The sequence below is a fragment of the Frigoribacterium sp. AC394 genome, assembly GCF_979258095.1.
The window spans coordinates 2,449,683-2,471,444 of sequence record NZ_OZ409834.1; the positions used below are offsets into that span (position 1 = coordinate 2,449,683).

At 66.5% G+C, this 21,762-nt stretch carries 27 protein-coding genes; 14 read left to right on the forward strand and 13 right to left on the reverse strand.

Annotated features, from left to right (window positions below; translation table 11 throughout):
* Position 1: 1 nt before the first annotated feature.
* Positions 2-892, forward strand: a complete 891-nt coding sequence (locus ACZZY9_RS11410; RefSeq protein ID WP_463464146.1) for a DUF4231 domain-containing protein — start codon at positions 2-4, stop codon at positions 890-892.
* 378 nt (positions 893-1,270) lie between these two features.
* Here ACZZY9_RS11410 and ACZZY9_RS11415 read toward each other — a convergent pair whose 3' ends face one another.
* A complete protein-coding gene (locus tag ACZZY9_RS11415; RefSeq protein WP_463464147.1) occupies positions 1,271-1,981 on the reverse strand; it encodes a hypothetical protein in 711 nt (236 codons plus the stop codon).
* Positions 1,982-2,790: 809 nt separating this feature from the next.
* Here ACZZY9_RS11415 and ACZZY9_RS11420 point away from each other — a divergent pair.
* Positions 2,791-3,219 (forward strand): hypothetical protein, encoded by a 429-nt coding sequence (locus ACZZY9_RS11420; protein ID WP_192061847.1) that lies wholly within the window; start codon positions 2,791-2,793, stop codon positions 3,217-3,219.
* A gap of 47 nt (positions 3,220-3,266) precedes the next feature.
* On the forward strand, positions 3,267-3,668 hold the full coding sequence (locus ACZZY9_RS11425; protein WP_146856381.1) for a hypothetical protein: 402 nt from the start codon (positions 3,267-3,269) through the stop codon (positions 3,666-3,668).
* A 178-nt stretch (positions 3,669-3,846) separates the two neighbouring features.
* Here ACZZY9_RS11425 and ACZZY9_RS11430 read toward each other — a convergent pair whose 3' ends face one another.
* Together ACZZY9_RS11430 and ACZZY9_RS11435 are read right to left on the reverse strand one after the other, a co-directional pair.
* A complete protein-coding gene (locus tag ACZZY9_RS11430; protein WP_463464148.1) occupies positions 3,847-4,422 on the reverse strand; it encodes a VanZ family protein in 576 nt (191 codons plus the stop codon).
* A 184-nt stretch (positions 4,423-4,606) separates the two neighbouring features.
* On the reverse strand, positions 4,607-5,032 hold the full coding sequence (locus ACZZY9_RS11435) for a hypothetical protein (protein WP_463464149.1): 426 nt from the start codon (positions 5,030-5,032) through the stop codon (positions 4,607-4,609).
* 163 nt (positions 5,033-5,195) lie between these two features.
* Between ACZZY9_RS11435 and ACZZY9_RS11440 the strand changes: the two genes are divergently transcribed.
* The 3 genes from ACZZY9_RS11440 to ACZZY9_RS11450 all read left to right on the forward strand — a co-directional run bounded on the left by ACZZY9_RS11440 (position 5,196) and on the right by ACZZY9_RS11450 (position 7,393).
* Complete coding sequence (locus ACZZY9_RS11440) at positions 5,196-5,747, forward strand: hypothetical protein (protein ID WP_192061838.1); 552 nt, start codon at positions 5,196-5,198, stop codon at positions 5,745-5,747.
* A gap of 509 nt (positions 5,748-6,256) precedes the next feature.
* Positions 6,257-6,832 (forward strand): uridine kinase family protein, encoded by a 576-nt coding sequence (locus tag ACZZY9_RS11445; protein ID WP_463464150.1) that lies wholly within the window; start codon positions 6,257-6,259, stop codon positions 6,830-6,832.
* A 363-nt stretch (positions 6,833-7,195) separates the two neighbouring features.
* Positions 7,196-7,393 carry a hypothetical protein gene (locus ACZZY9_RS11450; protein ID WP_463464151.1) on the forward strand — a complete coding sequence of 66 codons (198 nt, stop codon included), beginning with the start codon at positions 7,196-7,198 and terminating at the stop codon, positions 7,391-7,393.
* Positions 7,394-7,469: 76 nt separating this feature from the next.
* Here the strand turns inward: ACZZY9_RS11450 and ACZZY9_RS11455 are convergent, their stop codons facing one another.
* Both ACZZY9_RS11455 and ACZZY9_RS11460 read right to left on the reverse strand, forming a co-directional pair.
* Positions 7,470-7,676: a hypothetical protein gene (locus ACZZY9_RS11455; protein WP_463464152.1), complete on the reverse strand. Its 207-nt coding sequence runs from the start codon at positions 7,674-7,676 to the stop codon at positions 7,470-7,472.
* Positions 7,677-8,041: 365 nt separating this feature from the next.
* Positions 8,042-9,241, reverse strand: a complete 1,200-nt coding sequence (locus ACZZY9_RS11460) for an MFS transporter (protein ID WP_463464153.1) — start codon at positions 9,239-9,241, stop codon at positions 8,042-8,044.
* Positions 9,242-9,335: 94 nt separating this feature from the next.
* On the opposite strand from ACZZY9_RS11460, the gene ACZZY9_RS11465 reads away from it, so the two are divergent.
* Together ACZZY9_RS11465 and ACZZY9_RS11470 are read left to right on the forward strand one after the other, a co-directional pair.
* Positions 9,336-9,947 carry a TetR/AcrR family transcriptional regulator gene (locus tag ACZZY9_RS11465; RefSeq protein WP_463464154.1) on the forward strand — a complete coding sequence of 204 codons (612 nt, stop codon included), beginning with the start codon at positions 9,336-9,338 and terminating at the stop codon, positions 9,945-9,947.
* 103 nt (positions 9,948-10,050) lie between these two features.
* Positions 10,051-10,377: an SRPBCC domain-containing protein gene (locus tag ACZZY9_RS11470; RefSeq protein WP_463464155.1), complete on the forward strand. Its 327-nt coding sequence runs from the start codon at positions 10,051-10,053 to the stop codon at positions 10,375-10,377.
* 176 nt (positions 10,378-10,553) lie between these two features.
* Here the strand turns inward: ACZZY9_RS11470 and ACZZY9_RS11475 are convergent, their stop codons facing one another.
* Positions 10,554-11,540 carry a helix-turn-helix transcriptional regulator gene (locus ACZZY9_RS11475; RefSeq protein WP_320478475.1) on the reverse strand — a complete coding sequence of 329 codons (987 nt, stop codon included), beginning with the start codon at positions 11,538-11,540 and terminating at the stop codon, positions 10,554-10,556.
* 100 nt (positions 11,541-11,640) lie between these two features.
* On the opposite strand from ACZZY9_RS11475, the gene ACZZY9_RS11480 reads away from it, so the two are divergent.
* Together ACZZY9_RS11480 and ACZZY9_RS11485 are read left to right on the forward strand one after the other, a co-directional pair.
* Positions 11,641-12,093, forward strand: coding sequence for a VOC family protein (locus ACZZY9_RS11480; RefSeq protein WP_463464156.1), 453 nt, complete (start codon positions 11,641-11,643; stop codon positions 12,091-12,093).
* A gap of 479 nt (positions 12,094-12,572) precedes the next feature.
* A complete protein-coding gene (locus tag ACZZY9_RS11485; protein ID WP_463464157.1) occupies positions 12,573-13,064 on the forward strand; it encodes a TetR family transcriptional regulator C-terminal domain-containing protein in 492 nt (163 codons plus the stop codon).
* A gap of 154 nt (positions 13,065-13,218) precedes the next feature.
* Here ACZZY9_RS11485 and ACZZY9_RS11490 read toward each other — a convergent pair whose 3' ends face one another.
* Positions 13,219-14,025 (reverse strand): hypothetical protein, encoded by an 807-nt coding sequence (locus tag ACZZY9_RS11490; protein ID WP_463464158.1) that lies wholly within the window; start codon positions 14,023-14,025, stop codon positions 13,219-13,221.
* Positions 14,026-14,159: 134 nt separating this feature from the next.
* Complete coding sequence (locus tag ACZZY9_RS11495) at positions 14,160-15,038, reverse strand: SDR family NAD(P)-dependent oxidoreductase (protein WP_056261575.1); 879 nt, start codon at positions 15,036-15,038, stop codon at positions 14,160-14,162.
* 51 nt (positions 15,039-15,089) lie between these two features.
* Between ACZZY9_RS11495 and ACZZY9_RS11500 the strand changes: the two genes are divergently transcribed.
* Entirely contained in the window at positions 15,090-15,770 is a 681-nt protein-coding gene (locus tag ACZZY9_RS11500; RefSeq protein WP_463464159.1) for a TetR/AcrR family transcriptional regulator, read from the forward strand.
* Positions 15,771-15,812: 42 nt separating this feature from the next.
* On the opposite strand, the gene ACZZY9_RS11505 is transcribed toward ACZZY9_RS11500, so the two are convergent.
* From ACZZY9_RS11505 to ACZZY9_RS11515, 3 genes are read right to left on the reverse strand one after another with little or no spacing between them, the layout of a single operon-like run.
* Complete coding sequence (locus ACZZY9_RS11505) at positions 15,813-16,019, reverse strand: tautomerase family protein (RefSeq protein WP_043594869.1); 207 nt, start codon at positions 16,017-16,019, stop codon at positions 15,813-15,815.
* A gap of 38 nt (positions 16,020-16,057) precedes the next feature.
* Positions 16,058-16,960 (reverse strand): SDR family oxidoreductase, encoded by a 903-nt coding sequence (locus ACZZY9_RS11510; RefSeq protein ID WP_463464160.1) that lies wholly within the window; start codon positions 16,958-16,960, stop codon positions 16,058-16,060.
* Positions 16,960-17,700: an SDR family oxidoreductase gene (locus ACZZY9_RS11515; RefSeq protein ID WP_320478480.1), complete on the reverse strand. Its 741-nt coding sequence runs from the start codon at positions 17,698-17,700 to the stop codon at positions 16,960-16,962. The genes ACZZY9_RS11510 and ACZZY9_RS11515 overlap by 1 nt, the downstream gene beginning before the upstream one ends.
* Positions 17,701-17,796: 96 nt before the next feature.
* Here ACZZY9_RS11515 and ACZZY9_RS11520 point away from each other — a divergent pair, with 96 nt between their 5' ends.
* Both ACZZY9_RS11520 and ACZZY9_RS11525 read left to right on the forward strand, forming a co-directional pair.
* Positions 17,797-18,513, forward strand: a complete 717-nt coding sequence (locus ACZZY9_RS11520; RefSeq protein ID WP_463464161.1) for a TetR/AcrR family transcriptional regulator — start codon at positions 17,797-17,799, stop codon at positions 18,511-18,513.
* Positions 18,510-19,010, forward strand: coding sequence for a VanZ family protein (locus ACZZY9_RS11525; RefSeq protein WP_463464162.1), 501 nt, complete (start codon positions 18,510-18,512; stop codon positions 19,008-19,010). The genes ACZZY9_RS11520 and ACZZY9_RS11525 overlap by 4 nt, the downstream gene beginning before the upstream one ends.
* A 236-nt stretch (positions 19,011-19,246) precedes the next feature.
* Here the strand turns inward: ACZZY9_RS11525 and ACZZY9_RS11530 are convergent, their stop codons facing one another.
* On the reverse strand, positions 19,247-19,795 hold the full coding sequence (locus tag ACZZY9_RS11530; protein ID WP_463464163.1) for a TetR/AcrR family transcriptional regulator: 549 nt from the start codon (positions 19,793-19,795) through the stop codon (positions 19,247-19,249).
* 82 nt (positions 19,796-19,877) lie between these two features.
* Between ACZZY9_RS11530 and ACZZY9_RS11535 the strand changes: the two genes are divergently transcribed.
* On the forward strand, positions 19,878-20,801 hold the full coding sequence (locus tag ACZZY9_RS11535; protein WP_463464164.1) for a ketopantoate reductase family protein: 924 nt from the start codon (positions 19,878-19,880) through the stop codon (positions 20,799-20,801).
* A 289-nt stretch (positions 20,802-21,090) separates the two neighbouring features.
* Here ACZZY9_RS11535 and ACZZY9_RS11540 read toward each other — a convergent pair whose 3' ends face one another.
* Positions 21,091-21,744 (reverse strand): TetR-like C-terminal domain-containing protein, encoded by a 654-nt coding sequence (locus tag ACZZY9_RS11540; protein ID WP_463464165.1) that lies wholly within the window; start codon positions 21,742-21,744, stop codon positions 21,091-21,093.
* Between the last annotated feature and the right edge of the window lie 18 nt (positions 21,745-21,762).

The window sequence follows — 21,762 nt, forward strand, 5'->3', positions numbered from 1 at the left end:
TGTGCAGCTATCCGACGAGCAACTACCGCCCTTTTTCGCGGCAGCGGATAGCGCTTCCATGCATGCCCAGAAAGCGACTTTGAGAAGCAGTCGCATCCGACTTGTCGGTGCCACCATTGCTGCCGTCGGTGGAGCATTTTCCTTTGTCGTGGCTGGAGTTGATCTCTGGGCCTTCACGGCCTTAGCTGGATTTATGGCTGCTCTCGGGGCGGAGATCTACATCACGATTGAGCATCCTGAAAAGGCCTGGTACCAGGCACGTGCCGGTGCGGAGTCTGTCAAGACGTTGAGCTGGCGTTACGCCGTTGGGGCCGACCCGTTCTTTGAAAGTCTGTCGACAACGGAAGCGGATAATTTATTCCGCGCCCGAGTGAGTCAGGTGGCTCGCCAGGTCTCCGAAAGCGTCTCCTTGCCCGAGGGAGATGCCAGCTCACCAACTCCCGAAATGCAGGCTCTGAGGACTGCTTCGATCACGACCCGCCGAGACGTTTACCTGCGAGATAGGACGCAGAAGCAGCGAGATTGGTACTCCAAGAAGGCTAGGGACAACCGCTTGGCATCGATGAGGTGGCGCAGCTTCCTTCTACTCGCGGAACTCATTGCCGTGGTCTTGGCAGCGGGTCGACTCTTTGGTGGTTGGACGATAGACGCCGCGGGCATTCTGGCCGCAGGCATAGCTGCCGGAGCTGCCTGGCTCGCATTGAAACAGCACACCACGCTTCGCGCAGCATATGCCTTGACAGCTGCCGAGTTAGAGAAACAAATCGCGTCGCTGCGTGCCGCGGAAGACTCTGTCTGGCCTACCGCGGTCGCTGACGCCGAGGAGGCAATCAGTCGCGAGCACACGATGTGGCTCGCTTCTCGAGGGGAAGTGAACGAGACGATCGGCTAAGCGGGTTTGCTCATCGACTACTTGGTAGCCATTCGCTCATTGGTCGACATTGGCACGTCTGAGTGGACAATTTCTAAGTGTCAGACAGAGTCCCGTCGAGGCCGCTCACTTGGAGGGCGCGGACCCAAAGGCGTTCTACCAGCAGATGCAGGCGATCCTCGGCTGACTTCGCCTCCGGGCATGTCGGTACGCACTTCGACGAGCAGCATGCGGGGGGAGTTTGCGAGCGACCTGGTGTGGTCATCCCATCGGAGGGCGTCCCAAAGTAGCGGTGACATCGTCGTGGCGTCCGATAGACGATCGGCGTATGGAACAGGGTTGATTAGCACGAGCTGGGAACGTGGTCGCGCGTACCAATCCTGAGTCCAGTCAAGGCTCTCACCGGGTTGATTCGCCTACGTGATGCGCAATGGCTCTCACCCCAAAATCAATATTCTTTAGGTGAGTGATCGGGTCAGATTGACTGCCCTCGTTGTGTTTTCCGGTCCAGGCCTGCGGGGTAATCTTGGGCCAGAAAGTGAAGTCATAACGGTGCGTCGTGACGTATTCGCGAGATCCTGGCTGACCATCGACGTCGCGACTGTAGGTGGCTTGCAGCTCGCCGGTGACTGGTGCACCCATTGCGCCTGGTTTGTCGCTTACTTCTGCTGGGCTTTCGGGCAGGTGCCAGAAAAGGCGCAGCTTAGCGCCGGGTGCAAGTTCGAACGGTGTGCTGAAGAAATCTCGAAGGCCTGGGCCTACATGTGTGTCGTCATCTGAAAGACCGAACCCATCGCCGAGGAGCTCGAAGCGGACGTTGGTGGCAGCAGTTGCCCCCGTATTCGAAAGGATCAAGTCAAGAGCGCCTTGACTGGCAATGCTCGGGACGATGTTCATGGTGACGTAGGGGCGTGTTCGGTCTTCGCTGTCTTGGGCTGCTTGAACGGAGGCGTCTCGAAGTTGGATGGCAGTCAGTCGCACTTGCCGGTAGGTCAGGAGGATCGCGACGATGGCCACAATGACCGCAGCCGCCGTGGCGATGGCTCCGATCCATGTTGGAAGGAGCGCTGGGTCTGTTGCTGTAGTGGAGGCAAGGATCATTGGACTCATATGGCGAAAGTTACCGCATGCCGCCGACGTCTCTCGCCGTGAGCCGAAGGCGACTTCGGAGCACCGCCACGGCAAGAAATTGACTAGGGCAATGGCGCAAGATGTCGGTGCACCCAAGCCTCAGTAGGCGATGCTCCTGGGGGCGGCTGCGGTTCTAGATCAACCAGCTTGTGATGTAGAGGCCAGCGCCGATGAGCATGACGATCGAGGCGAGACCGACGATGCGGAGTCTTTTCTACCGGGGTAGCTCTTTGCCCTGGCTGTATTTGATGCCGATGTACGCAAGCAGGCCTAGTGCCACGAAGAGGAACGGCGCATAGGCGAGGCGAAGCGCTTCTGAGGTCGTCATGGTGCATTCTCTCTTGCGCCTGTCAGCAGGCTTAGGGAGTGCCCGGTAGACGATCGGTTGACGGGCACGACTGCAAACTCTCGCCCACTACGGTGACGGGTGACGTGCCTTCATGTAGAGCATGATGCCGCTGAGAACAACCACTAGGCCAGAGACAAGCAGAACGAATCCGAGGGCACGTGTCTCGCCAGAAGCGACGTTGATGGCACCGGAAACAAGCATGAGAACGCCCGAGGTGGCTAGCGCAAGCGCGACCCCGGTGGGTGGGATGGTCATTGAACGAACGTAATGCACGCACGTGCTCTCCCCGCCGTCGCGCTGGCTCCGCTTGCGGCTGGATGACCAGAGCGCGGTGTCCCATTAGACGATCGCTGGCCGGGCCCCCGCAGTGGGAGTCGCGACGAAGTGCGCTTCATGCCATCCTTCGATCGTGCGCCCCCGATCGCTTTGCCTACTCGTCGTGACCCTCTGTGCTGTCAGCCTCGCCGGGTGCTCCGAGGTCGATCCCGGTGAGCAGGCCGGCGACATCGCTCTGTGGCTTGACCAGGCGCCGTCAGCGGTGCAGGACGACGGCGACGAGCTGGTCGTCTTGGCAGCGGTCGCCGATCGCGGCGAGGGAGCCGGCGGCAGCGCGATCTCGGCGACTTTCGAGGAGCCCGTGACGATCAGGCGAGTCGAACTCGAGTGTTTCGGCGACGGATCCGTTGAGGGGCTGTTCGGTCTGACGTCGGCTACCGGTGCCGTCGACACGACGTCCGCCCGTGCGAGCTGCGCCGAGGGCGTGCTCGAGCTGGACATCCCGGAGTCGTCCCGCAAGGGCGTGACGAACGTCAGCTTCTCCTCGGTCGCGAGCACCGAAAACGGCGCATGGCGCGTCATCGTCCGATAGGGGATCGGCATCTGGTGATCTTGACGACCGCGTCCTAGTCTCTGTCCATGGACACGACCGTCGAGATGCGCTTGCGGCAGCTGGCTCTGGTGGCCCAGACCGCTTTCATCCTGGGTCTCGCCGGGATACTGACGCTCTTCGGTATCTGGGCCTCGAACTTCCAGCTCATCGGCGGTAGCGATCCGTGGACGTTCATGCAGGTCATCGCTTATGACGTCGTTCTCGCAGTGTCCGTCCTCGCGCTTCTGACAGCCACCCTGCTCGCTTCTGCGTCGAACTGGCCCGGTCTACGGGTTCTCTCGGTCGTGGCCCTTGCCATAGTCGTCGGCGAGGTCGTTGTGCTCCTCCTCCTTGAGGGGCAACTGACGAGCATTATCGGCGGTGGCCAAGGGCTTATGTCCGACTACGTGCCTTGCGTCACCGGTGGAGACGATCCCCGCTGCACATAGGCAAGCTCAGGGCTTGACGGACGTGGGTGACTCCCGCAGGGTGCCCGATAGCCGATCGTTCACCGAGATCTGTTTCGGACTGACCTATCGAGACAGCCAGCGCCCCGTAGCTGCGGGGAAGTGGCTAGCCTCCGCCGTTGCTCGGTGAGCGATCCCCAAGCGGGCGCTGCTCCGCGGTTTAGGCGGTGGGTGCTGCCCCGGGGTTCTTGTGCCAGCGGAACCGGTCCGCGAGTGCGGACAAGATCGGTACACGTGTGAGCAGAACGAAGATCACGTAGCCGAGGATTCCCCCGAAGGTGTTCCAGATGAAGTCGTTGACGTCAGCGACGTGACCACCGGAGAACAGCTTCTGCGCGGCGAGTTGCAGTAGCTCGATTGTCAGGCTGACCACCGCCGAGGTCAGCAGCACCTTCCACCAGGACGGCCGGCGCATCAGGAGCGGTATGAGGATGCCGAGCGGTATGAACACCGCCAGGTTGGTGAGCGCGTCCGCGAGCTCGTAGTCCTGGAACGGGATCAGTGCCAGCGCCGGCTCCCATGGCTCAGACCTTGGCGTCGGGTTGAGAAAGATCGGGAAGACCGTGTTCGCGAAGATTCCCGCGGCGTAGACGGCGATGGCGGCCGCGACAGCCGCGCGCGGCCGGGTGAAACGTTGCCCCCTGAGCAGGAGCGCAAGCTGGAGGAGGAACACGACGGCGCCGACGGGGACAGCGACCGGTAGGACGGGAACTTCGCCGAACGGGTTAGTAGACATCCGGGGAAGCCTAGTGACGCTGAGCTGCTGCAAGGATCTGATGACCGTGGACGGTCTCGGTAACCGATCCCGGGGATCGATTATTCGGGCACACGAACGTGGCTCGACCGAGCCACGTTCCGGCACTGGTGGCGGTCCGGAACGGAAAGCGCGGCCAGCTGAGACCCGTTCCGCTTGGGGATCGTCATCCGTACCAACCGTCGGGGCCAGCAGCCTCGGAGAGGCGTGCGTGCTCAGCAGGATCCGTCACGCGCCAACCGTAGGGAGCTGACTGCACGTAACTGGCACCGTTTCTCTCTACGCGTACTCGCCCGTCCATGAGCCCGCTGGTGAAAACCTCTTCGTCGAGCCAGATGAGGAGCTGTTCTACCCACTCTTCGGCTTTCTCGGGGAGAAAGTAGAGCCAGTATTGGGATTCGCCGGTGGAGGGGAGGGCGATGAGGAGACGCGCGGAGTGGCCGTCGCGCTGGATGAGTTCGACATCGACGTGTCCGGGCGAGGCGCGGATGTCTCGCATCTCGTAGTCGAGATGCGACAGGTCCGTCCCGGTAGATCGACTCTTTCGCTCGACTCTTCTCATCGCGGCCACGATCTCCGCATCGGTCAGCATGCGCTCAGCATGTCATCTCGCTTCGACGATCCCACACGCCGGTCGCTGTGGCGCGGTCAGGGAAGCGGGAAGGCTGTTACCGGTGCCCGGTAGCCGATCCATGTCCGTACGCGTGCCAAGGCCGGCTCCGAGGCGGTCACGACGAGACAACCTAGGGGAGGATATGAGCTATCCCGAAGGAGTATCTCTGATGGCGCGTTTCCGCTCTCTGCCGCTTCGAGCACTTCTGCCTTTGCTCTTCATCCTCCTGGCTGCCTTGTGGCTGGGCATCGGTGTCCTCGTCATGCCGGGCGAACAGCCCGTGATCGCCCGTTTGCTCGGTACGGTCTTCTACGCGGGTGCGATGACGGTCTTCTTCGGTGTGGTCATCAGCCGTGCCCGGCGTGGTGCCGGCAGTGTGGATGAGTTGTCTCGGATGCAGGCGGCGGTGAAGGCCGGCGCAGTTCCTTCCGACGTCGACTCGTCGACATGGATCCCGATGCTCGAGAAGTGGCAGGGCCAGAACCGTAGGTCGAGGTGGCTGGCGCCTGTCATGTTCATGGGCTTCCTCGCGCTCAGCCTCTGGCTCGCCTCTACAGCGGATCCGGTCTGGTTCGTCCTTTCTCTGGTCTTTCTCGCTTTGCTCATCGTGTCGACGGTCACCGCCTGGCGTGGCTACGACAAGCTCACCCGCATGCTCGACGAGTTACGAAACAGGGAGCCGCACGCCCGATAGGGGATCGCCTGCCGGCCACCGACAAGCCGTGGGACTACGCGTTCGGAGCGAGTTCCAGTTGGATCTCGAGGTCGTCGTGCCCCACATCGAAAGATTGCTCGACTGAATTCGATGGGGGCGCGGCACAGCTGGCCGTGACCGTATACGAGCCCGGGGGCAAAGCTCGACTGGTCGTACCTGTCTCTCCTGTGATGTGCCCTTCCTCTGTCAGCGGTGAACCGTCCTCGGGACTACCGATGAATGTGACGTTGCAGGCTGGCACACGTTCGCCGTCGAGCAGGACAACGACGTCGACGTCGTGCGTCTCCGATCGCGGCACATGAGTGTCGCTGGGGTCCGTGCAGCCCGTCGCGGAAAGAGCAGCCACGCACGCCACAAGCGAGACAGCTCGTTTGCGGCTCATCATGAAAGCCAAACTAGCCACGCTTGTTGCCCTCGAGGCAGTGGCGTCGATGCGAAGCCTGTCCGGTAGGGGATCGGCCACCGGGGCGACCTCGTAGGGTCGTTGCATGGATCAGGGCGAAGTCGTCGAGCATGTCGCAATCAGGGCCGGGTCGGCGGGCCGCCCCATTGTGGTCGGCATCTCGGGCTTCTGCGGGTCAGGTAAGTCCACGCTTGCGCGCCGCATGGTCGAGGCCCTGCCTGGCGCCGTGAGGATGCGCGGTGACGACTTTCTCGATCCTGCACGCTCTCACCTCCGCTCTGCGGACTGGGACGGAGTGGATCGGCAACGTCTCGTTTCGAGTGTCTTGAAGCCCTTCCGCGGCGAGCAGCAGGGCGAGTTCCAACGGTATGACTGGGCGGTAGGGGCACTCGGCGCTCCGGAGCCGGTTCCTCGCGCTGAGATCCTCGTCGTCGATCTCATCGGCCTTTTCCACCCTGAGGCCCTGCGCTCCCTCGACGTGACGGTCTGGTGCGATGTCGAGCTCGACGTCGCCGTCAGCCGCGGCATGGCCCGCGACAGGGAGCTAGGCCGACGCCACGAGGCGCTGTGGACCGACGTCTGGACTCCGAACGAACGCGACTTCGCCCAGGAATTCATGCCGCGAGAGCACGCAGAGACGCTGTACGCGTCGTCTCAGTAGGGGATCCTTCACCGTGCAGAGCCCGTGGACCCTTTGCCTCGACCTACGGTCGGTAGTGGTCGCGCCTATTGGGATCCGTGAATGGCCCTGGGTGAGGCTTGTTCCCGTTGAGAACGCCCAAGCTGGTTAGCCCGGCCACGATGCCGATCGTCAGCAACTTCACGCCACCAAACAGAAGGTTCTTGATCATGGTCGCCGCTCTCTCGTTCGTGACGCTATGTACCTGACTGAAGGCTCCCACGTCTAGATCGTGGCCGCTGGACGATCGCCTGCCGGACTATGCGCCGATGAGGTGAGCTAGAAGCAGGTGGAACGAGGACGGGCGCGCGAGGTCAGGCAAGGTGAGAGAGCAAGATGAGTGCCATGACACCCGCAGACCTTCTCCTTGCGATCGGGGTTGTGTGCGTCATCGTCGCCGTTGGGATGAATGTAGTCACCGCCGCTCGTTTCAGTGGCGGCAAGGCGATGTCGAAAGAGCGTCGCCGCCGCTTCGCCGGGCTCACGGTCTCTATCGCTGTTGTGGGGCTGGTTTGCATGGTCGCTTGGTTCGCCCAGTCTTGATCGCTCTACCAAGCGAGCACGGGGCCGCCGTGGGCCCGATAGGGGATCCCTTTCTAGGCACCGCGACGGTCGCGACCTAGTCCTGACCTCGCCCTTCGCGGAGCAGGAGACCCACAACACCAGCGGCGATGCCCACGAGGATGACAGCCACTCCGATCGGGACCGCCGCCCCGGACTCATCGCGCCAGCCCGCGATGACGAAGAAGCCCAGAGGCAGCATCACAGCCCCCACAATGCTCAGGACTATGCCAGCTCGGCTCTTGGATGCTCGGGTGGTCGCCATGATGCCGAGGCTAACGACTCGACCGTCCCGCTGAGGGATCCTCGACCGGCCACGGCGGAAGCTAAACGAGCCAGCTCGTGGCGAAGAGAACGACTCCGACGGCGAGGGCTAGTGCTCCGACCGCTAGCAAGCGAAGCTGCTTGTGTCGTGGCAGCTCTTTTCCCTGGCTGTACTTCAGGCCAACGTGACCGAGTACGCCGAACACGACGAGCAGACATGGAAAGTAAGCGAGTCGGAGCCACTCGGAAGTAGTCATCCTGCATCTTCCCGCGTACTGACCGTTGCAACGGCGGCCCGCAGCGGTGTCCCGGTAGACGATCGTTTACCGGGCGCTTCTGGCCAGAAATTCCGATCGCCGGGGCTGCTCAGCGCGGCGGGAAGGCTGTCCTGCGTCCGAGGGCGACGGTCAGCAAGGCGATTGCGGAGAGGGCGATCATCGCGATGGGAATTGCGGCAGGCCCGATGCCGTCGACGAGGATGGCGCCGGCCGCTCCTCCGCCGAAGATGGCGAGGTTGAAGGCTGTGGTGAGCATGGCGTTGGCGACGTCTACGCTCTCGCCGGCGGCATTGCCCATCGCTGTCTGCAGTTGTGTTGCGGAGCCGCCGAAGGCGATACCCCACAGGGCGATCGCAGCGATCGTGGCGGGCGCCGACGTGGGGAGGGCGAGCAGTAGTGCTCCGGCGACGATGAACATCGCTGTGCTGATGAGAGCGAGGTGCCGCAGCGATCGATCGATGAGTGCGCCGGTGATCCAGATGCCGACGAGTGCCGCCAAGCCGAAGGCGAACAGGGCGACATCGGGGCGGATGCCGGTGCCTGTGCCGGCGAGGTAAGGGGCGATGTAGGAGTAGAGCAGGTTGTGCGCGAGCATCCACGTGAACACGGCAGCGAGGACCACGGCGACGCCGGGGATCACGAGTACACGGCCGAGGGGGAGTCTCGAGCTCGAACGCTGACCTGGCGCGTTCGGCACGTGCGCGAGCACGAGCAGGACGACGAGCACCGTGATCCCGGAGACCGCGGCGAAGGACCATCGCCAGCCGACTGTCGCACCGAGCCAGGCCCCGAGCGGGGTGCCGATGGAGAGGGCGATGGGCGTGCCAGCCATTGCGATCGCGAGGGCTTGTCCGGCGCGCTCGGGGGCGGCGATACGGCGGGCGTAGCCGGCGAGCATGCCCCAGATCAGGCCGGAGAAGGCGCCTGCGATGAAGCGCACGACGAGGGCGACCGCTAACGTCGGCGCGATCGCGGTGAGCGTGTTGGCGACCAGGAAGCCCAGTAGCCCGATGACGAGCAACGGCTTGCGCGATGCCCCTCGGGTCAGCGCGATCGTGGGGATGGCTGCGACGACGGTGCCGAGTGCGTACACCGTGATCAGCTGGCCGGCGGTCCCGTCGCTGACATCGAACGCGTCGGCGAGCTGGGGCAGGAGACCCGCTGGAAGCGTCTCGGTCATGATGATGATGAACCCGCTGAGTGCCATGAGGACGAGTGGCAGTACCGGGAGGGAGCGCTCGTCCTGCTGTTGCCCTCTGTGTGTGGATTCTGTTCGGGGGTGGGACACCGATCACTCTTTTCTTTTTATGGAATGGTCGATCCAATACTGCTGAGTCGAGGCAGGTGTGTCAAACTGGATCGACCGATCCGAAAGGGTGAAGATGCCACAGCAGGGACGACCAAGAGCCTTCGTCGAGCATGAGGTGCTCGACGCGGCGATGCTGGTGTTCTGGCGCCACGGGTACGAGGCGTCATCCATCGCGCAGTTACGTGCGGCGACCGGGCTCTCATCGGCGAGCCTCTACGGTGCCTTCGGCTCGAAGGAAGGCTTGTTCGAGCGCGCGGTCGAGCACTACACCGCTGGCCCCGGGCGAGTGAGCGAGCTCGTCGGCGACCTGACGAGAGATCCACTCGAGGCTCTCAGCTCGATGCTGCACGGAACGATCGACATGCAGTCGGACGCCGCCCACCCGGGCGGTTGCCTCGTCACGCTCTCCGCGACCCTCGGCGCGGACGGGGACGACGACATCGCTGCGAGGTCCGTCGTGGCCGCGCGGCGCGCCGAGGACCGAGCGCGCATCGAGGCATGTCTTCGTCGAGGGCTCACCGCAGGCGTGACCCGTGCCGACCTCCACCCCGCTGTGGAAGCGATGATGGTGCACGCATTCGTGCTCGGGCTATCGACGCAGCTGCTCGATGGTGTGGAACCTGCGATGTTGCACGCTGCCGCAGACCGCATCGTCGACGGAGTGCGCCGCGATGACCAGGCGTGACTAGGGAGCGGCTGCGGACGATCCCGCGCGTGGAGGTGTGCGATAGCCCATCGTTGGCCGGCACATCGGCACCGGTGCTGGGCAGACGCACTAGCGTCTGAGCATGTGCGCTGACTCGCTGTCGATCACCGTCACATCGATGTCCTCCGCGGAGGGACTGTGGTGCGCGCTTACGGACGAGCGCGACTCCTGGTGGCCTGAGCTGGTGCTGACTCCCGAGGTCGGCTCGGCCCTGCGCGAGACCTGGACCGAGGGCGGCCGCGAGCACTTCGCTGACGGTCGCGTGACGGAAGCAGTACCGCCGAGTCGGCTGGCCTTCGTGTGGCAGCAGCCGGAATGGCCGTCGCCACTCACGGTCCGCCTCGACCTGCGAAGTGACGGCGAGCGGAGCACGGTCACGCTGACGAACGAGGTTTTGGGCAGCTCGTAGATGGCGACGGACTTCGAGCCGCACACGAGGAGGGGTGGAACTCCCATCTCGCAAACCTGCTCGGGGCGGCGTCCCGATAGACGATCGATAGACGGGCGCCTGTCGGCTCCAGGGATCAGGCGCCTGCGTGTTCCCCAGGGCTGAAGGCCAACTGGCTGCGTTCTGGACCTGCCGCACTAGTCGTAGCTGGTCGCGCATGTCGCCGCGTATCGCTGCGCGAGGGTCACGAAAGCAGTCGCGAGCTCGGGGGGGCCGATCACCTGCATGGGCACCTCGAAGCGGCCGTAGGAGGCGGCCAAGGCACCCCAGGACCACGAGCCCGCCTCGAGGGTGCACCGCTGGTCGTCGACGGCCACGACTGTGCCGTCGCCGGCGAACGGGAGGACGTCGCGAGCGGGCAGTTCCAGTACGACGGTGCCTCGGCATGGCCACTCGTCGACGTCGGACCCCTTGAAGCGAGCGGAGACGAACTCGTGCACGCTTCCGCCGGGCACGACACGGGGAACGTACCGGGGGCCACCGGGGGCCCGCGGCTGCACACGGTCCACGCTGAACAGACGCCAGTCGTCGCGCTCGAGGTCCCAGGCCACGAGGTACCAGCGGCCGTGTGACGTCACCAGGTGGTGCGGCTCGACCCGGCGGGCCTGGCGCGTCTGCTGCGCGCTGTCGTCGTGGCCGCGGTCGGCATAGTCGAAGCGCAGGACTTCGCGGTCTCGGATGCTGTTGGCAAGAGCGACGAGGACGTCGAGCGAGAGATCCGCCAGTGCTGCATCTCCCGGACGGCCGACGGCGGTCACCTCGAAAGCATCCAGCCGGCGTCGCAGTCGGGAGGGCATGACCTGGCGGATCGTCCCCAGGGCGCGGATCGCCGCCTCCTCAAACCCTCCGCCGGCACCGGCTGCCACCTGCAAGGCGACGGCCACCGCGACAGTCTGGTCATCATCGAAAAGCAGGGGCGGCAGCTCGCTGCCGGCGTCGAGCCGGTACCCGCCATCGGGGCCCATCGTCGCGCGGATGCTGTAACCCATCTCCCGGAGACGATCCACGTCCCGGCGGACCGTCCGGTCGCTGACGTCGAGACGCGACGCCAGGAGCGACCCTGGCCAGTCCCGCCGCGTCTGCAGCAACGACAGCAGGTCGAGCAGTCGCGATGTCGTCGTCATGTCGCCCAGCGTAGATCCGTTCTAGGACAGCAACAGACCTAGACAGCTGCGAGGGTCGAGTCGTCGGCCGATCGGGTCGACCCCCCACCAAGGAGCAGCGATGACGATCCAGACGACCACCCACCTCAACTTCCTCGGCGACGCCCGGCAGGCGCTGGAGTTCTACCAGTCCGTGTTCGGCGGGCACCTGGTGGTCAACACCTACGCCGACTTCGGGATGCCGGCGGACGTCCCCGGCGCCGACAAGGTCGTCTTCGGCCTCGTCGTCGCCGAGAACGGCTTCCGCATCATGGGGTACGACATCCCCGGCCAGACCGACGGTTCGATCGCCGGTGGAGGCCTGACCCGCCGCGAGAACGGCACGACCGTCACCGACCAGGCCCTGTTCGTCTCGATCGGGTCCGACAGCCTCGACGAGTTGCAGGGCTACTGGGACGCGCTGGTGGTCGGCGCGACCATCGTCGAACTGCTCGCCGCGTCGGCGTGGAGTGCTGGCTTCGGCATGCTCACCGACAGGTTCGGCGTCACCTGGAGCTTCAGCGTCACGGCCTAGTGCCTCTGCCGCGGCGCGAGGCCGACCTGCCCGCGCCGCGGTCCCTCCCTCTGTCCTCGCCAGAAGAAAGGAACGACCATTCCCGCGACCTTCTCCGCCCTTGACAGATCCGCCGTCGTCGCCGCCAGCGTCTCCGCCGTCGTCGCCGCCAGCGTCTCCGCCGTGTTCGGGCTGACCACGGGCCGGCGTGGAGTCGATGCCTGAGGCGGCCGACTGCTCCGGCCGGGTCCGCTTGACCGTGGCCGACGCCGGAGCGTGGCGCACCTGGCTCGACGAGCACGAGGACGGCAGCGACGGGGTGTGGTTGACCCTGGCGAAGAAGGGCGCTCACGCTCCGACCTCGTTGACGTACAGGGAGGCGCTCGATGAAGCCCTGTGCAGCGGATGGATCAACGGGCGCAAAAAACTCCATCGACGGTGCCACGTTCCGTCAGCACTTCACACCCCGCCGCAGACGTTCCCTGTGGTCCGCACGCAACGTGGAACTCGTCGCAGCGCTCACCGCAGCGGGCCGGATGCGCGACCGAGGCCGGGCCGAAGTGGACCGAGCCCGGGCAGACGGACGCTGGGATCGGGCCTACGCCGGCGCAGCCACCATCGAAGTTCCCGCGGACCTACTGGAGGCGCTCCAAGCATCACCCACGGCAGCGCACCTGGATGCACTCGCCATCACTTTCACCTTGGAAGGGCCGTTGGATTCGCTGTTCACGAAGGCCACTGTGGAGCTGGCCGACCGCGATCCGGAGGTCGCCGAAGCCGCTCGTTGCGCCTATCGGCGCCTCGAGGACGAGTACGCCGGGTGCATCGAGCAAGCGCAGACAGCCGGGGAAGTGGACGCGGCTCTCGACGCCCGGGCCCTGGCGACGTACTTCGTGGCGGTCACTCGCGGCATGGAGGTCCTCGGCACTGCCGGCGCCGACCGGTCGGTGCTCCTCGGTGTCGGCCGAGCGGCGTTCACCCTGCTCACTTGAAGCGCGAGGCAACCCAGACCCGGTCAAGTGCTTGTAGCGACCACGCTGGAGGTGACCGACAGGAGGTGGGCCGAAACTCGACGGGAGACCAGGGCGCTCGTCGAGCGCGACCTCGACTTCGTCCATCGGTGTGCCGTCAGGCCAGACTCTGGAGCTACCTGTGCTGGTGGCGTCTCTGCGTGGCGATGGTCATGAAGCTCATCGCAGCCAGGACGATGGTGACCCCGACTGCCGCGACGGTGATGGCGTCGGGGTGGATGACCGATTGTCCCCGCAACGCCTGCCACAGGGCGATCGCGGTGACGGCAGCGTACGTCGCTCCGGCCGCGACGACGATACGGAGCCGATCGGCCTCACTGAGCGCCCGGGGGAGCGTGATCGCGAGGATCGGCAGCACCTGCAGTGCGTGCATGCCGATGAAGTGGGACACGCGGAGATCTCCGTGGGCGGTGTTCCAGCCGAGGAAGAAGATACCGCCGGTCGCGTCGTCACCGCCCACGGAGTGGGAGCCGTAGGTCGACGATGTCGGGTCGGCCAGCTGGGCCGCGGTGGGGATCACCATGAGGAAGCCCACGGACAGGCCGACCAGGGCGATGATCAGTCCGAGCCTCAGGGACCACGCCAGCGCCCTGTCCTCGATCCGGGAGAACATGGCCAGGAAGGCTCCGATGACCAGTGTCGCGCAGTACATGAGGGTGACCCCACCGGCCATGAGCTGGTAGAAGAGCTGGTTCGTCGGAGTCGAGACGTTGAAGTGGCTTCCCACGCCGCGAACCACTTGGATCGAGATGACGACGATCTCCAGGAGGGACGCCGCTGCGCCGACGGTTCCGGCCCACCAACCGATCCGACGCAGGACAGGCCGCTGCACCATCGAGAGCATCCACGCAAGGGTGATCGCGTAGAGCGCGAGGGAGATCGAGAACTTGAGAGGTTTGGCCCAGATCGGGTCGTCTGCCAATGTCCGCGGATCGAGGATCAGCCCGACGAGGCACACCACAGCCCAGAGGCACATCACTGTGGTGAAGGCGACGAGAGGTCGGTGCCATCCGCGTACAGCGGTCCAGAGTGCGCGGGGACGGTCCTGGACGAGGCTCACGGGCGGGTGCCCGCTGCCGTCATCCGCTCGGAGATCGACCAGAGTCTCGCTGCGGTCTCCGGGTTCCGTGCCTGCTTCGACTGGCTGATCACCTCGGCCCCGCCTCGCATGTGCATCATCCGCTGGGGTCCGACGAAGGTGCCGCCGGGGAGGTCGGCTGAGGCGGCGAGCAGCGACGGCAGCGCACCGTCTTCCGGCTCCTGCCCCAAGATCGGGACGAGCCGGTCCCAGAGGTTGGGGCGCTGACCGGCCGGCCGGTCGTAGATGGCTGTCTTGACCAACCCCGGGTGGGCGGCCAGCGCCCGCACTCGAGAGCCCGACGTCTGCAGCCGCCGGTCCAGCTCCGACGTGAACAGCAGGTTGGCGAGCTTGGAGTCCGCGTACGCCCGGCTCGCCTGGTACGGGCGTCGGTGCCAATCGAGGTCGTCGAGGTCGAGACGAGCCATCCGTTCCGCCTGGGACGCGACGGTGACGACGCGGTCGGTGATGTGCGGCAGGAGCAGCGTCGTCAGGAGGAAGTGCCCCAGGTGGTTCGTGCCGAACTGGAGCTCGTGACCGTCGGCCGTCCGCTGGAGGTCCTTCGACTCGACGCCTGCGTTGTTGACGAGGATGGCGATCGGTTCGTCGATCCGGTCTGCGAAGTCGGGCACCGTCTCGAGCCGCGCGAGGTCGAGTGGCAGGACGCGGTGCGTTCCCGGAGTGCCGGGGAGGGTCGCTGCCATGGCTTGCCCCTTCTCCTGATTCCGGACAGCGAGGATGATGCGTGATCCGGACTCGGCCAGGGCGACCGCGGTCGCTCGGCCGATGCCGCTGGTGCCGCCGGTGATGATGACGGTCTCGTTGGTCGGTGCCTGGCCTGCTCTGGTGTCGTCCATGCCCCCAATGTAGACACTGGCCACATTGTTGTCAACGTCTACACTGTTCGGATGGCACAGCAAGCACGCTCCTACCACCACGGGTCGCTGCGTGAGGAGCTCGTCCGCGAGGGGCGCGCGCTCCTGATCGAGGAGGGGCAACAGGCGGTGACGGTGCGAGAGCTCGCGCGCCGCGTGGGCGTCAGCCATGGTGCGCCGCTCCGTCACTTCCGTGACCGGGACGCCGTCCTCGCCGCGATCGCCGCGGACGGTTTCGACGAGCTGCGTCGCTATCTCGAGGCCGCGCGGCAGGTGGGCACCCTCGAGCGCCGGCTCACGGAGTACATCCGCGCTCATGCTCGCTTCGCGCAGCACAACGGCCCCCTGATGCAGCTGATGTTCGCGTCGACCGACGACGGCACGAATGCGGGGCGCGACCCCGAGGCGCAGTCCTCGGCCGAGCGCTTCTTCGCAGTGGGCGCGGAGCTGCTCGGGGAGAGCAGTCCGGAGTCGATGGGCCCGATGCCGTTCCTGGTCGCGGCGACGACAGAAGGCATCAGTGCCTTGGCCGCCACCGGCCGGCTCCCCGAGGATCGCGTGGACGAAGTCGTCGTCGCCGCGGTGCGGGCGCTCCTGCCGCAGATCGAGCAGCGAGCTCGGAACGGCCGCCCGGGGACCGGTCACCGCCCCCGACGGGTGAACCGGGACCGGCGCGCTCGAGTCGCGGCAGGCTCGGTGCCGCGAACGCGATGAGGGGCCCGGTCGCCCGGGCCCCTCATCCTGTGACTAGCGGTGCTAGACGCGGCCGAGCATCGCTTCGTTGAGGATGGTGCCGCCGAGCATCCAGCCGCCGTCGGCGACCTCGTCGAGGATGACGAGGGTCGTCGGGCGTGCTCGTTCTCCGTAGACGTCGACGATGGCGTCCGTGACGGCGTCCTGCAGCTTCTTCTTGGACTCAGGCGTGAGGGTGTCCGCGGGGACCTTGAGGTTGGCGAAGGGCATGGTGGTTCCTTTCGGTGGTGGCCCGGACGTTCCGGGGGTCAGAGGGCGGCGTTCGAGGGCAAGAGATCCTCGATGCCGATGCGGCGGTAGAACTCGGCACGGATGCGGTCGGTGACCGCGGACACGACTTCGCTGCCGTCGCGGGACGGGTCGACGTGCGACCGGAACGGGCGCGTCCCCTGGGGCAGGCCGACCAGGCGCACGATCTCGTCGGCGACGTCCTGCACGTCGGCCTCGGGCGGCACGATCGCGGCGAGGCGGTGGGTCAGCTGGCGGCGGAGCGTGCCGTACTCGGCGTCGTGGTCGGTCACCCGCGCCTCGTCCGCCGGGGTGGAGGCGTTGGTGAAGTGGTTCGTCCCCGACGTGAACGCCCCAGGAACGACGATCGAGCTGTCGATGCCGAAGCGGATCGTCTCGGCCGCATAGCTTTCGGCGAGAGCATCCATGCCGGCCTTGGCGGCGAAGTACGGGGCGAGGAACGGAGGGTGCCCGCCGCGGGTGGAGGAACTGCCCACCCATACGACGAAGCCCGAGCGCTGGGAGCGCATGTGCGGCAAGACGGCGCGGGCTACCCGGTGGCCGCCGACCACGTTGACGTCGTACAGGTACGCGAACTGTTCAGGCGTGAAAGCCTCAGCGGCACCGAAGGCCATGTGGCCGGCGTTCTGCACGACGGCGTCGATGCGGCCGTACGCCCTGATGACGGTGTCGACCGCAGCGTCCACGGATCCCTGCGACTGGACGTCGAGCTCGACGCCGCCGAGCCTCAGCCCCTCACGAGAGGCGAGGTCGGCCAGGGCGTCGCGATGAGCCGCGTTCCTCCCGTCGACGGCGCGCATGCCCGCCGCGACGACGTGGCCTGCGCGTGCCAGCGATTCTGCCGTGAGTCGACCGAATCCTGTGGAGGCGCCGGTGACGAGGATGACCAGCGGCACCGTCATCAGACCATGCCGCCGTTGACACGGATGGTCTGGCCGTTCACCCAGCGCCCGTCCGGCCCTGCAAGGAACGCCACCACGCCGGCGATGTCCTCCGGGGTGCCGAGGCGCTCGAGCGGCGGGACCTTGGCCAGGGCGTCGATCTGCTCCTGCGTCTTGCCGTCGAGGAACAGCTCCGTCGCGGTCGGGCCCGGAGCGACGACGTTCACCGTGACGTCCCGGCCACGGAGCTCCTTCGCCAGGATCAGCGCCATGCCCTCGACCGCGCTCTTGCTCGCGACGTAGGCGCCGTAGGTGGGGAACTGCGTTCCGACGACGGATGTCGACATGCCGACGAAGGCACCCCCGGAGCGCAGTCGACGTGCTGCCTGCTGTGCGACGACGAAGGTGCCGCGGACGTTCGTCCTGTGCAGGTCGTCGAGGGCGTCGAGGTCTTGCTCGGCGATGGTCGACAAGCCGAGGCGTCCGGCCGAGTGCACCACGACGTCGACGCCCCCGAAGTCGTTCGCGACCCTGTCGAAGATCGCCGCCACGGCGTGCTCGTCGGCGACGTCGGCCTGCACGGCGATGGCATGGCCGCCGGCGCTCGTGATCTCGTCGAGGGTCGCGGCGGCCGCGGCACCCCCGCTGGCTGATGCGACGACGACGGTGAACCCGTCACGGGAGAGTCGGGTGGAGATGGCGCGGCCGATGCCGCGGGAGCCACCCGTGACGACGGCGACGCGCTGGGGATCAGTGCTCATGATCTGCCTTTCGTTGCTATTGGTCGGCAGTTTCGCCGATACGCAAGGACTATCACAGATACGACACGCGATAGCAAGTGCCCTAGGCTGGGGGCCATGATCCGATCCGACGACGACCTCCGGAGCGCGCTGCTCGCGGCGGCCGAGGAACAACTCGTCGCCGCGTCCGATGGCGAGATCGCCACACGAGCGGTCTGTGAGGCCGTTGGCGTGACTCAGCCGGTGCTGTATCGGCTGTTCGGCGACAAGCGGGGACTCCTCGACGCCCTGGCCGAGACGGGCCTGCAGCGCTACGCCGCCCGCAAGGCCGAGCTCGAGGCCACCGACGACCCGGCGGCGGACCTGCGCCGCGGTTGGGGTGACCACCTCGACTTCGCGAGGGAGAACCCCGCCCTCTATCGCCTGATGTTCGCGCCGCGACCCTGGGCGGGCGGTCGCGCAGCGGACGGTGTGAGGACGCTGCTCGAGCGGACGCTCTCTCGGTGCGCGGCCGCGGGGCTTCTCCGTCTCGAAGTCGACGTCGCATCGGGGATGATCTTGGCGGCCAACGTCGGGCTCGCCCTCGACGAGATGACGACCCCGCGTCCCGCACGACAGACCGATGCGGTCGCCGACGCGCTCCGCGACGCCGTCCTCGGTGCCGTCCTCGTCGCGGGGTCCCCGACGGCGTCCTTCGACGCCGCCACAGCCGCCCGGCGGCAGCTCCGTGCGCAGCTTGCCGAGGGCGGGCCTGGCGCCCTCCTCCCCGAGGAGTCCGCGCTCATGAACGTCTGGCTCACGCGCCTCGACCGAGAAAGCGACGGCCCCCGGTGATCTCCACGTTCCTCGTCGAACACGCGCCCCTCGTCCGCATCGGCTTCTGGGTCGCCGTCGCGGCCGCCACCCTGCTCGCCTGGGTCCTGCACCGGCTCCGGCTCCGGCGTGTCCTCCTCGGCCTCTCGGCTGTCGCGCTCATCGCGGTGCTCGTTCTAACCCTGCTGCCCGACGGAGCTCGGCCCGGCGGTGTCACCTGCACCGTGCAGTTCAGCGTCCCGTTCCAGGGCATCGAGACGCTCGCCAACGTCGCGATGCTGCTGCCGCTCGTGCTCTTCCTCGGGACGGCGACGAACCGGCCGCTGACAATCCTCACCGGTGCGGTCGCCCTCTCCGCCGTCATCGAAGTCGTACAGGCCCTCACGCCCGTCCTCGGTCGCCGGTGCGACACGAACGATTGGGCCATGAACACCGTCGGCGCGGTGCTGGGCGCGGTCATCGCTCTCGTCATCTGCGCGATCGACCGGCGACGTAGGGCCACCGCGTCGTCGGGATGAGTCACTGGCCGCCAGTGGTGCGCCCGACCCGCGGCCGATATGCCTACTGGCGATCAGGGCGTGATGTGCACGGGCTCATCGGCAACGGCGAGGATGGTGGTCTTCCCTCTGCAAGCAGGGCGCTCGATGTAAGAAGCACCTAGTACGACTCCTTGAAGGTGTCCGATAGCCGATGGCGTTTCGAGACGGGTGTCGGGTGCCCCAGGCTCGAGTGTCCGGCTGAATCGGGCGTGCCTCTATGTGGCCCGAAGGCCGGCGATCAAGAGCTCAACGGCTGCGCGGGATTCAGATGCCCAGAGTGGTCGGCCCGTCGCGGTGCCGATGCCGTGCAGCACGATCATCACCGCTCCGACCGGCATGTCATCACGGACGGCGCCGTCCCGGGCCGCCTGGCTCACGAGGTCGGACACCGTGCGTTCGATCTGGATCCCACCGTCGGTGAACACGGTCGGGTCGTCGGCTGCCGCGAGCGTGCGGGCCAGCCCGGTGTGCTCCAGGACGTACTCGACGAAGCCGCGGAGGAACGACTCGAGGTTCTCGACGGCCGGCCGCGCCGGGTCGACAGCGTTCTCACAGAGCAGTGCCACCTCGCCCTCGTACACGGCAGCAGCCAGAGCATCCCGTGTGGGGAAGTGCCGGTACAGCGTCCCCACCCCCACGCCGGCGAGAGCGGCGAAGTCGTCGAACCGCACCTGCTGGTGCTGGTCGAACACGACCCGCGCGGCAGCGACGATCGCATCTCGGTTCCGACGGGCGTCCGCCCGCATCGCGCGTTCCTCGGCCACGGAGGCACCCTCCCTAGATAATTGGAGATTATCTCCATATAGTTCAACCGGAGATCGTCTCCAGCTTAGCGAAGGGTCATTCATGCGCATCCTGATGTTCGGGCGGGGAGCGATCGCGACGATCTACGGTCGCGTCCTTGCCGCCGCTGGTCACGACGTCGAGTTCTACGTACGCCCGGGGCGTGCTGCGGAATACGGGGACGAGGTGCGCATCGACTGGATCGACGGGCGTCGTGCGCTGCTCGGCCGACGAGTCCGTGAGAACTTCCCGGTCAGGTTCCGCGAGACCATCGATCCACGTGAGGGGTTCGACCTCGTCGTGCTCAGCGTCGGGCATCATCGTCTCGCTGAGGCGGCGGCGTTCCTCGCGCCCCGACTGGGATCGGCGACCGTCCTGGTGTTCGGCAACGTGTGGGAGGAGCCGCTCGAGGCCGTCGCGCCGTTGCCGGCCGATCAGGTCGTCTTCGGCTTCCCGGGTGGGGGCGGTCAGTTCCGGGAGGATGGCGTCCTGGTGGCCGCCATCATGCCGTCGGTCGTCATCGGTACCGGTCACGCTCTGACGAGTCGGCGCGAGGAGGAGGTCCTGTCGGCTTTTCGGCAGGCCGGCATCACTGCCCGGCAGGAGGCGGACATCCGGGGGTGGCTGTGGCTCCATTTCATCGCCGACGCCGGCATGTACGCCCAGGCGATGAGCAAGGGTTCACTGTCGGCGATGATCGGTGACCGACAGGCTCTCCGGAAAGCGCTCGCAACGACCCGCGACCTACTGCCGCTTCTCCGAGCACGGGGTGTGGATCTCGCAGAGCATCGCCGCGCGATGCTTCCCTACCGCCTCCCGCTCCTGATGGGCACTGCGATGGGATGGGCGACGGCGCTGGTCCCGATCGCGCGCCGTGCCCTCGGGGCGCACACGGACACGGACATGGTCGAGGGTCGCGCCGTCCTCCGCGACACCCTGCGAGAAGCGCGACGGCTTCACATCCCGGCCCCGCGCCTGGAGACGTGACTCGCGGCTTCCGGTGCTCTGGCCGAACCGGTTGAAGGATCCACGGGCAGATGGTGCCTATGCCCGCAGAGCCCCCCGGCTGCGTCCCGATAGCCGATCACTTTGCGGGCGCTCCGGGGTCGTCTCGCGTCCCCGGAGTCGCGAGACGCGGTCTCGATATCAGGGGACAACCTGTCGAAGCCTCTTCCGGCACGGATGCAAGGAGTGATGTGTCGCGTGCACGCTCACGAGGGGCGTGCTGACGACCTCGACCGCCATGGCCGTCGAGGGTGTGCCGCGAGGCGCCGTCTCAGTGGTCCGGCGCGGAAGGGTGGTTCGAGGCGGCATCGACGGACAGGCCGTCGAGCAGCGTGTCCACGATCCGCTCGGCCGTGTCGGTGGTGATCGCCTCGTGGGCGAAGAGCGCTCGGTAGTACAGGGGCGCGGCGAGGAGGTCGAGCACCAGTTCGATGTCCGTCGACGGGGCGAGTCCACCCTGGTCCCGTGCGCGCTCGAGCACCGCCCGGGTGGTCGACCTGCGCGCGTCGAAGTAGTCGCGGGTGAATCTCTCACGGAGCTCGGGGTCGCCGGCGAGGTCGGCGATCAGGCCGGGCAGGGCGGTGGTGACGGGGGTCGAGGCGATCGACTCGGCCAGGCCGCCGATCCCCGTGACGAGGTCGCATCGCAGGCAGCCGGTGTCCGGTGTCGGGCTCGTGCCCATCACGGTGATGAGGGTGTGCACGACCACTCCGGGGAGGGTGCCCCAGCGGCGTCGGAGCGCGGGCTTGCTCGTGCGCGCCTCGGCGGCGACGCGGTCGAGCGTCAGGTCGCGGTAGGTGCCCTCGCCGAGGAGCCGCATGACCGCTGCGGCGGCACGCTCGTCGATGCTCGCATCACGCGGTCGACCCGACCGGACGGGAGCCGAGGAGGTGCGGCGTGAGTCGCCGGGGCCTGCTTGCGTCATGAGTCGACGATAGCCTAG

What these genes read in the sequence shown, in the direction of transcription:
- ACZZY9_RS11465 (WP_463464154.1), top strand. Translation starts at nt 9,336, where the DNA reads ATGCCACAGCAGGGACGACCAAGAGCCTTCGTCGAGCATGAGGTGCTC.
- ACZZY9_RS11535 (WP_463464164.1), top strand. Translation starts at nt 19,878, where the DNA reads ATGCGCATCCTGATGTTCGGGCGGGGAGCGATCGCGACGATCTACGGT.
- ACZZY9_RS11520 (WP_463464161.1), top strand. Translation starts at nt 17,797, where the DNA reads ATGATCCGATCCGACGACGACCTCCGGAGCGCGCTGCTCGCGGCGGCC.
- ACZZY9_RS11480 (WP_463464156.1), top strand. Translation starts at nt 11,641, where the DNA reads ATGACGATCCAGACGACCACCCACCTCAACTTCCTCGGCGACGCCCGG.
- ACZZY9_RS11435 (WP_463464149.1), bottom strand. Translation starts at nt 5,032, where the DNA reads ATGCTGACCGATGCGGAGATCGTGGCCGCGATGAGAAGAGTCGAGCGA.
- ACZZY9_RS11495 (WP_056261575.1), bottom strand. Translation starts at nt 15,038, where the DNA reads ATGGACGACACCAGAGCAGGCCAGGCACCGACCAACGAGACCGTCATC.
- ACZZY9_RS11500 (WP_463464159.1), top strand. Translation starts at nt 15,090, where the DNA reads ATGGCACAGCAAGCACGCTCCTACCACCACGGGTCGCTGCGTGAGGAG.
- ACZZY9_RS11425 (WP_146856381.1), top strand. Translation starts at nt 3,267, where the DNA reads ATGGACACGACCGTCGAGATGCGCTTGCGGCAGCTGGCTCTGGTGGCC.
- ACZZY9_RS11415 (WP_463464147.1), bottom strand. Translation starts at nt 1,981, where the DNA reads ATGAGTCCAATGATCCTTGCCTCCACTACAGCAACAGACCCAGCGCTC.
- ACZZY9_RS11510 (WP_463464160.1), bottom strand. Translation starts at nt 16,960, where the DNA reads ATGACGGTGCCGCTGGTCATCCTCGTCACCGGCGCCTCCACAGGATTC.
- ACZZY9_RS11430 (WP_463464148.1), bottom strand. Translation starts at nt 4,422, where the DNA reads ATGTCTACTAACCCGTTCGGCGAAGTTCCCGTCCTACCGGTCGCTGTC.
- ACZZY9_RS11540 (WP_463464165.1), bottom strand. Translation starts at nt 21,744, where the DNA reads ATGACGCAAGCAGGCCCCGGCGACTCACGCCGCACCTCCTCGGCTCCC.
- ACZZY9_RS11450 (WP_463464151.1), top strand. Translation starts at nt 7,196, where the DNA reads ATGACACCCGCAGACCTTCTCCTTGCGATCGGGGTTGTGTGCGTCATC.
- ACZZY9_RS11445 (WP_463464150.1), top strand. Translation starts at nt 6,257, where the DNA reads ATGGATCAGGGCGAAGTCGTCGAGCATGTCGCAATCAGGGCCGGGTCG.
- ACZZY9_RS11505 (WP_043594869.1), bottom strand. Translation starts at nt 16,019, where the DNA reads ATGCCCTTCGCCAACCTCAAGGTCCCCGCGGACACCCTCACGCCTGAG.
- ACZZY9_RS11455 (WP_463464152.1), bottom strand. Translation starts at nt 7,676, where the DNA reads ATGGCGACCACCCGAGCATCCAAGAGCCGAGCTGGCATAGTCCTGAGC.
- ACZZY9_RS11470 (WP_463464155.1), top strand. Translation starts at nt 10,051, where the DNA reads ATGTGCGCTGACTCGCTGTCGATCACCGTCACATCGATGTCCTCCGCG.
- ACZZY9_RS11475 (WP_320478475.1), bottom strand. Translation starts at nt 11,540, where the DNA reads ATGACGACGACATCGCGACTGCTCGACCTGCTGTCGTTGCTGCAGACG.
- ACZZY9_RS11515 (WP_320478480.1), bottom strand. Translation starts at nt 17,700, where the DNA reads ATGAGCACTGATCCCCAGCGCGTCGCCGTCGTCACGGGTGGCTCCCGC.
- ACZZY9_RS11440 (WP_192061838.1), top strand. Translation starts at nt 5,196, where the DNA reads ATGAGCTATCCCGAAGGAGTATCTCTGATGGCGCGTTTCCGCTCTCTG.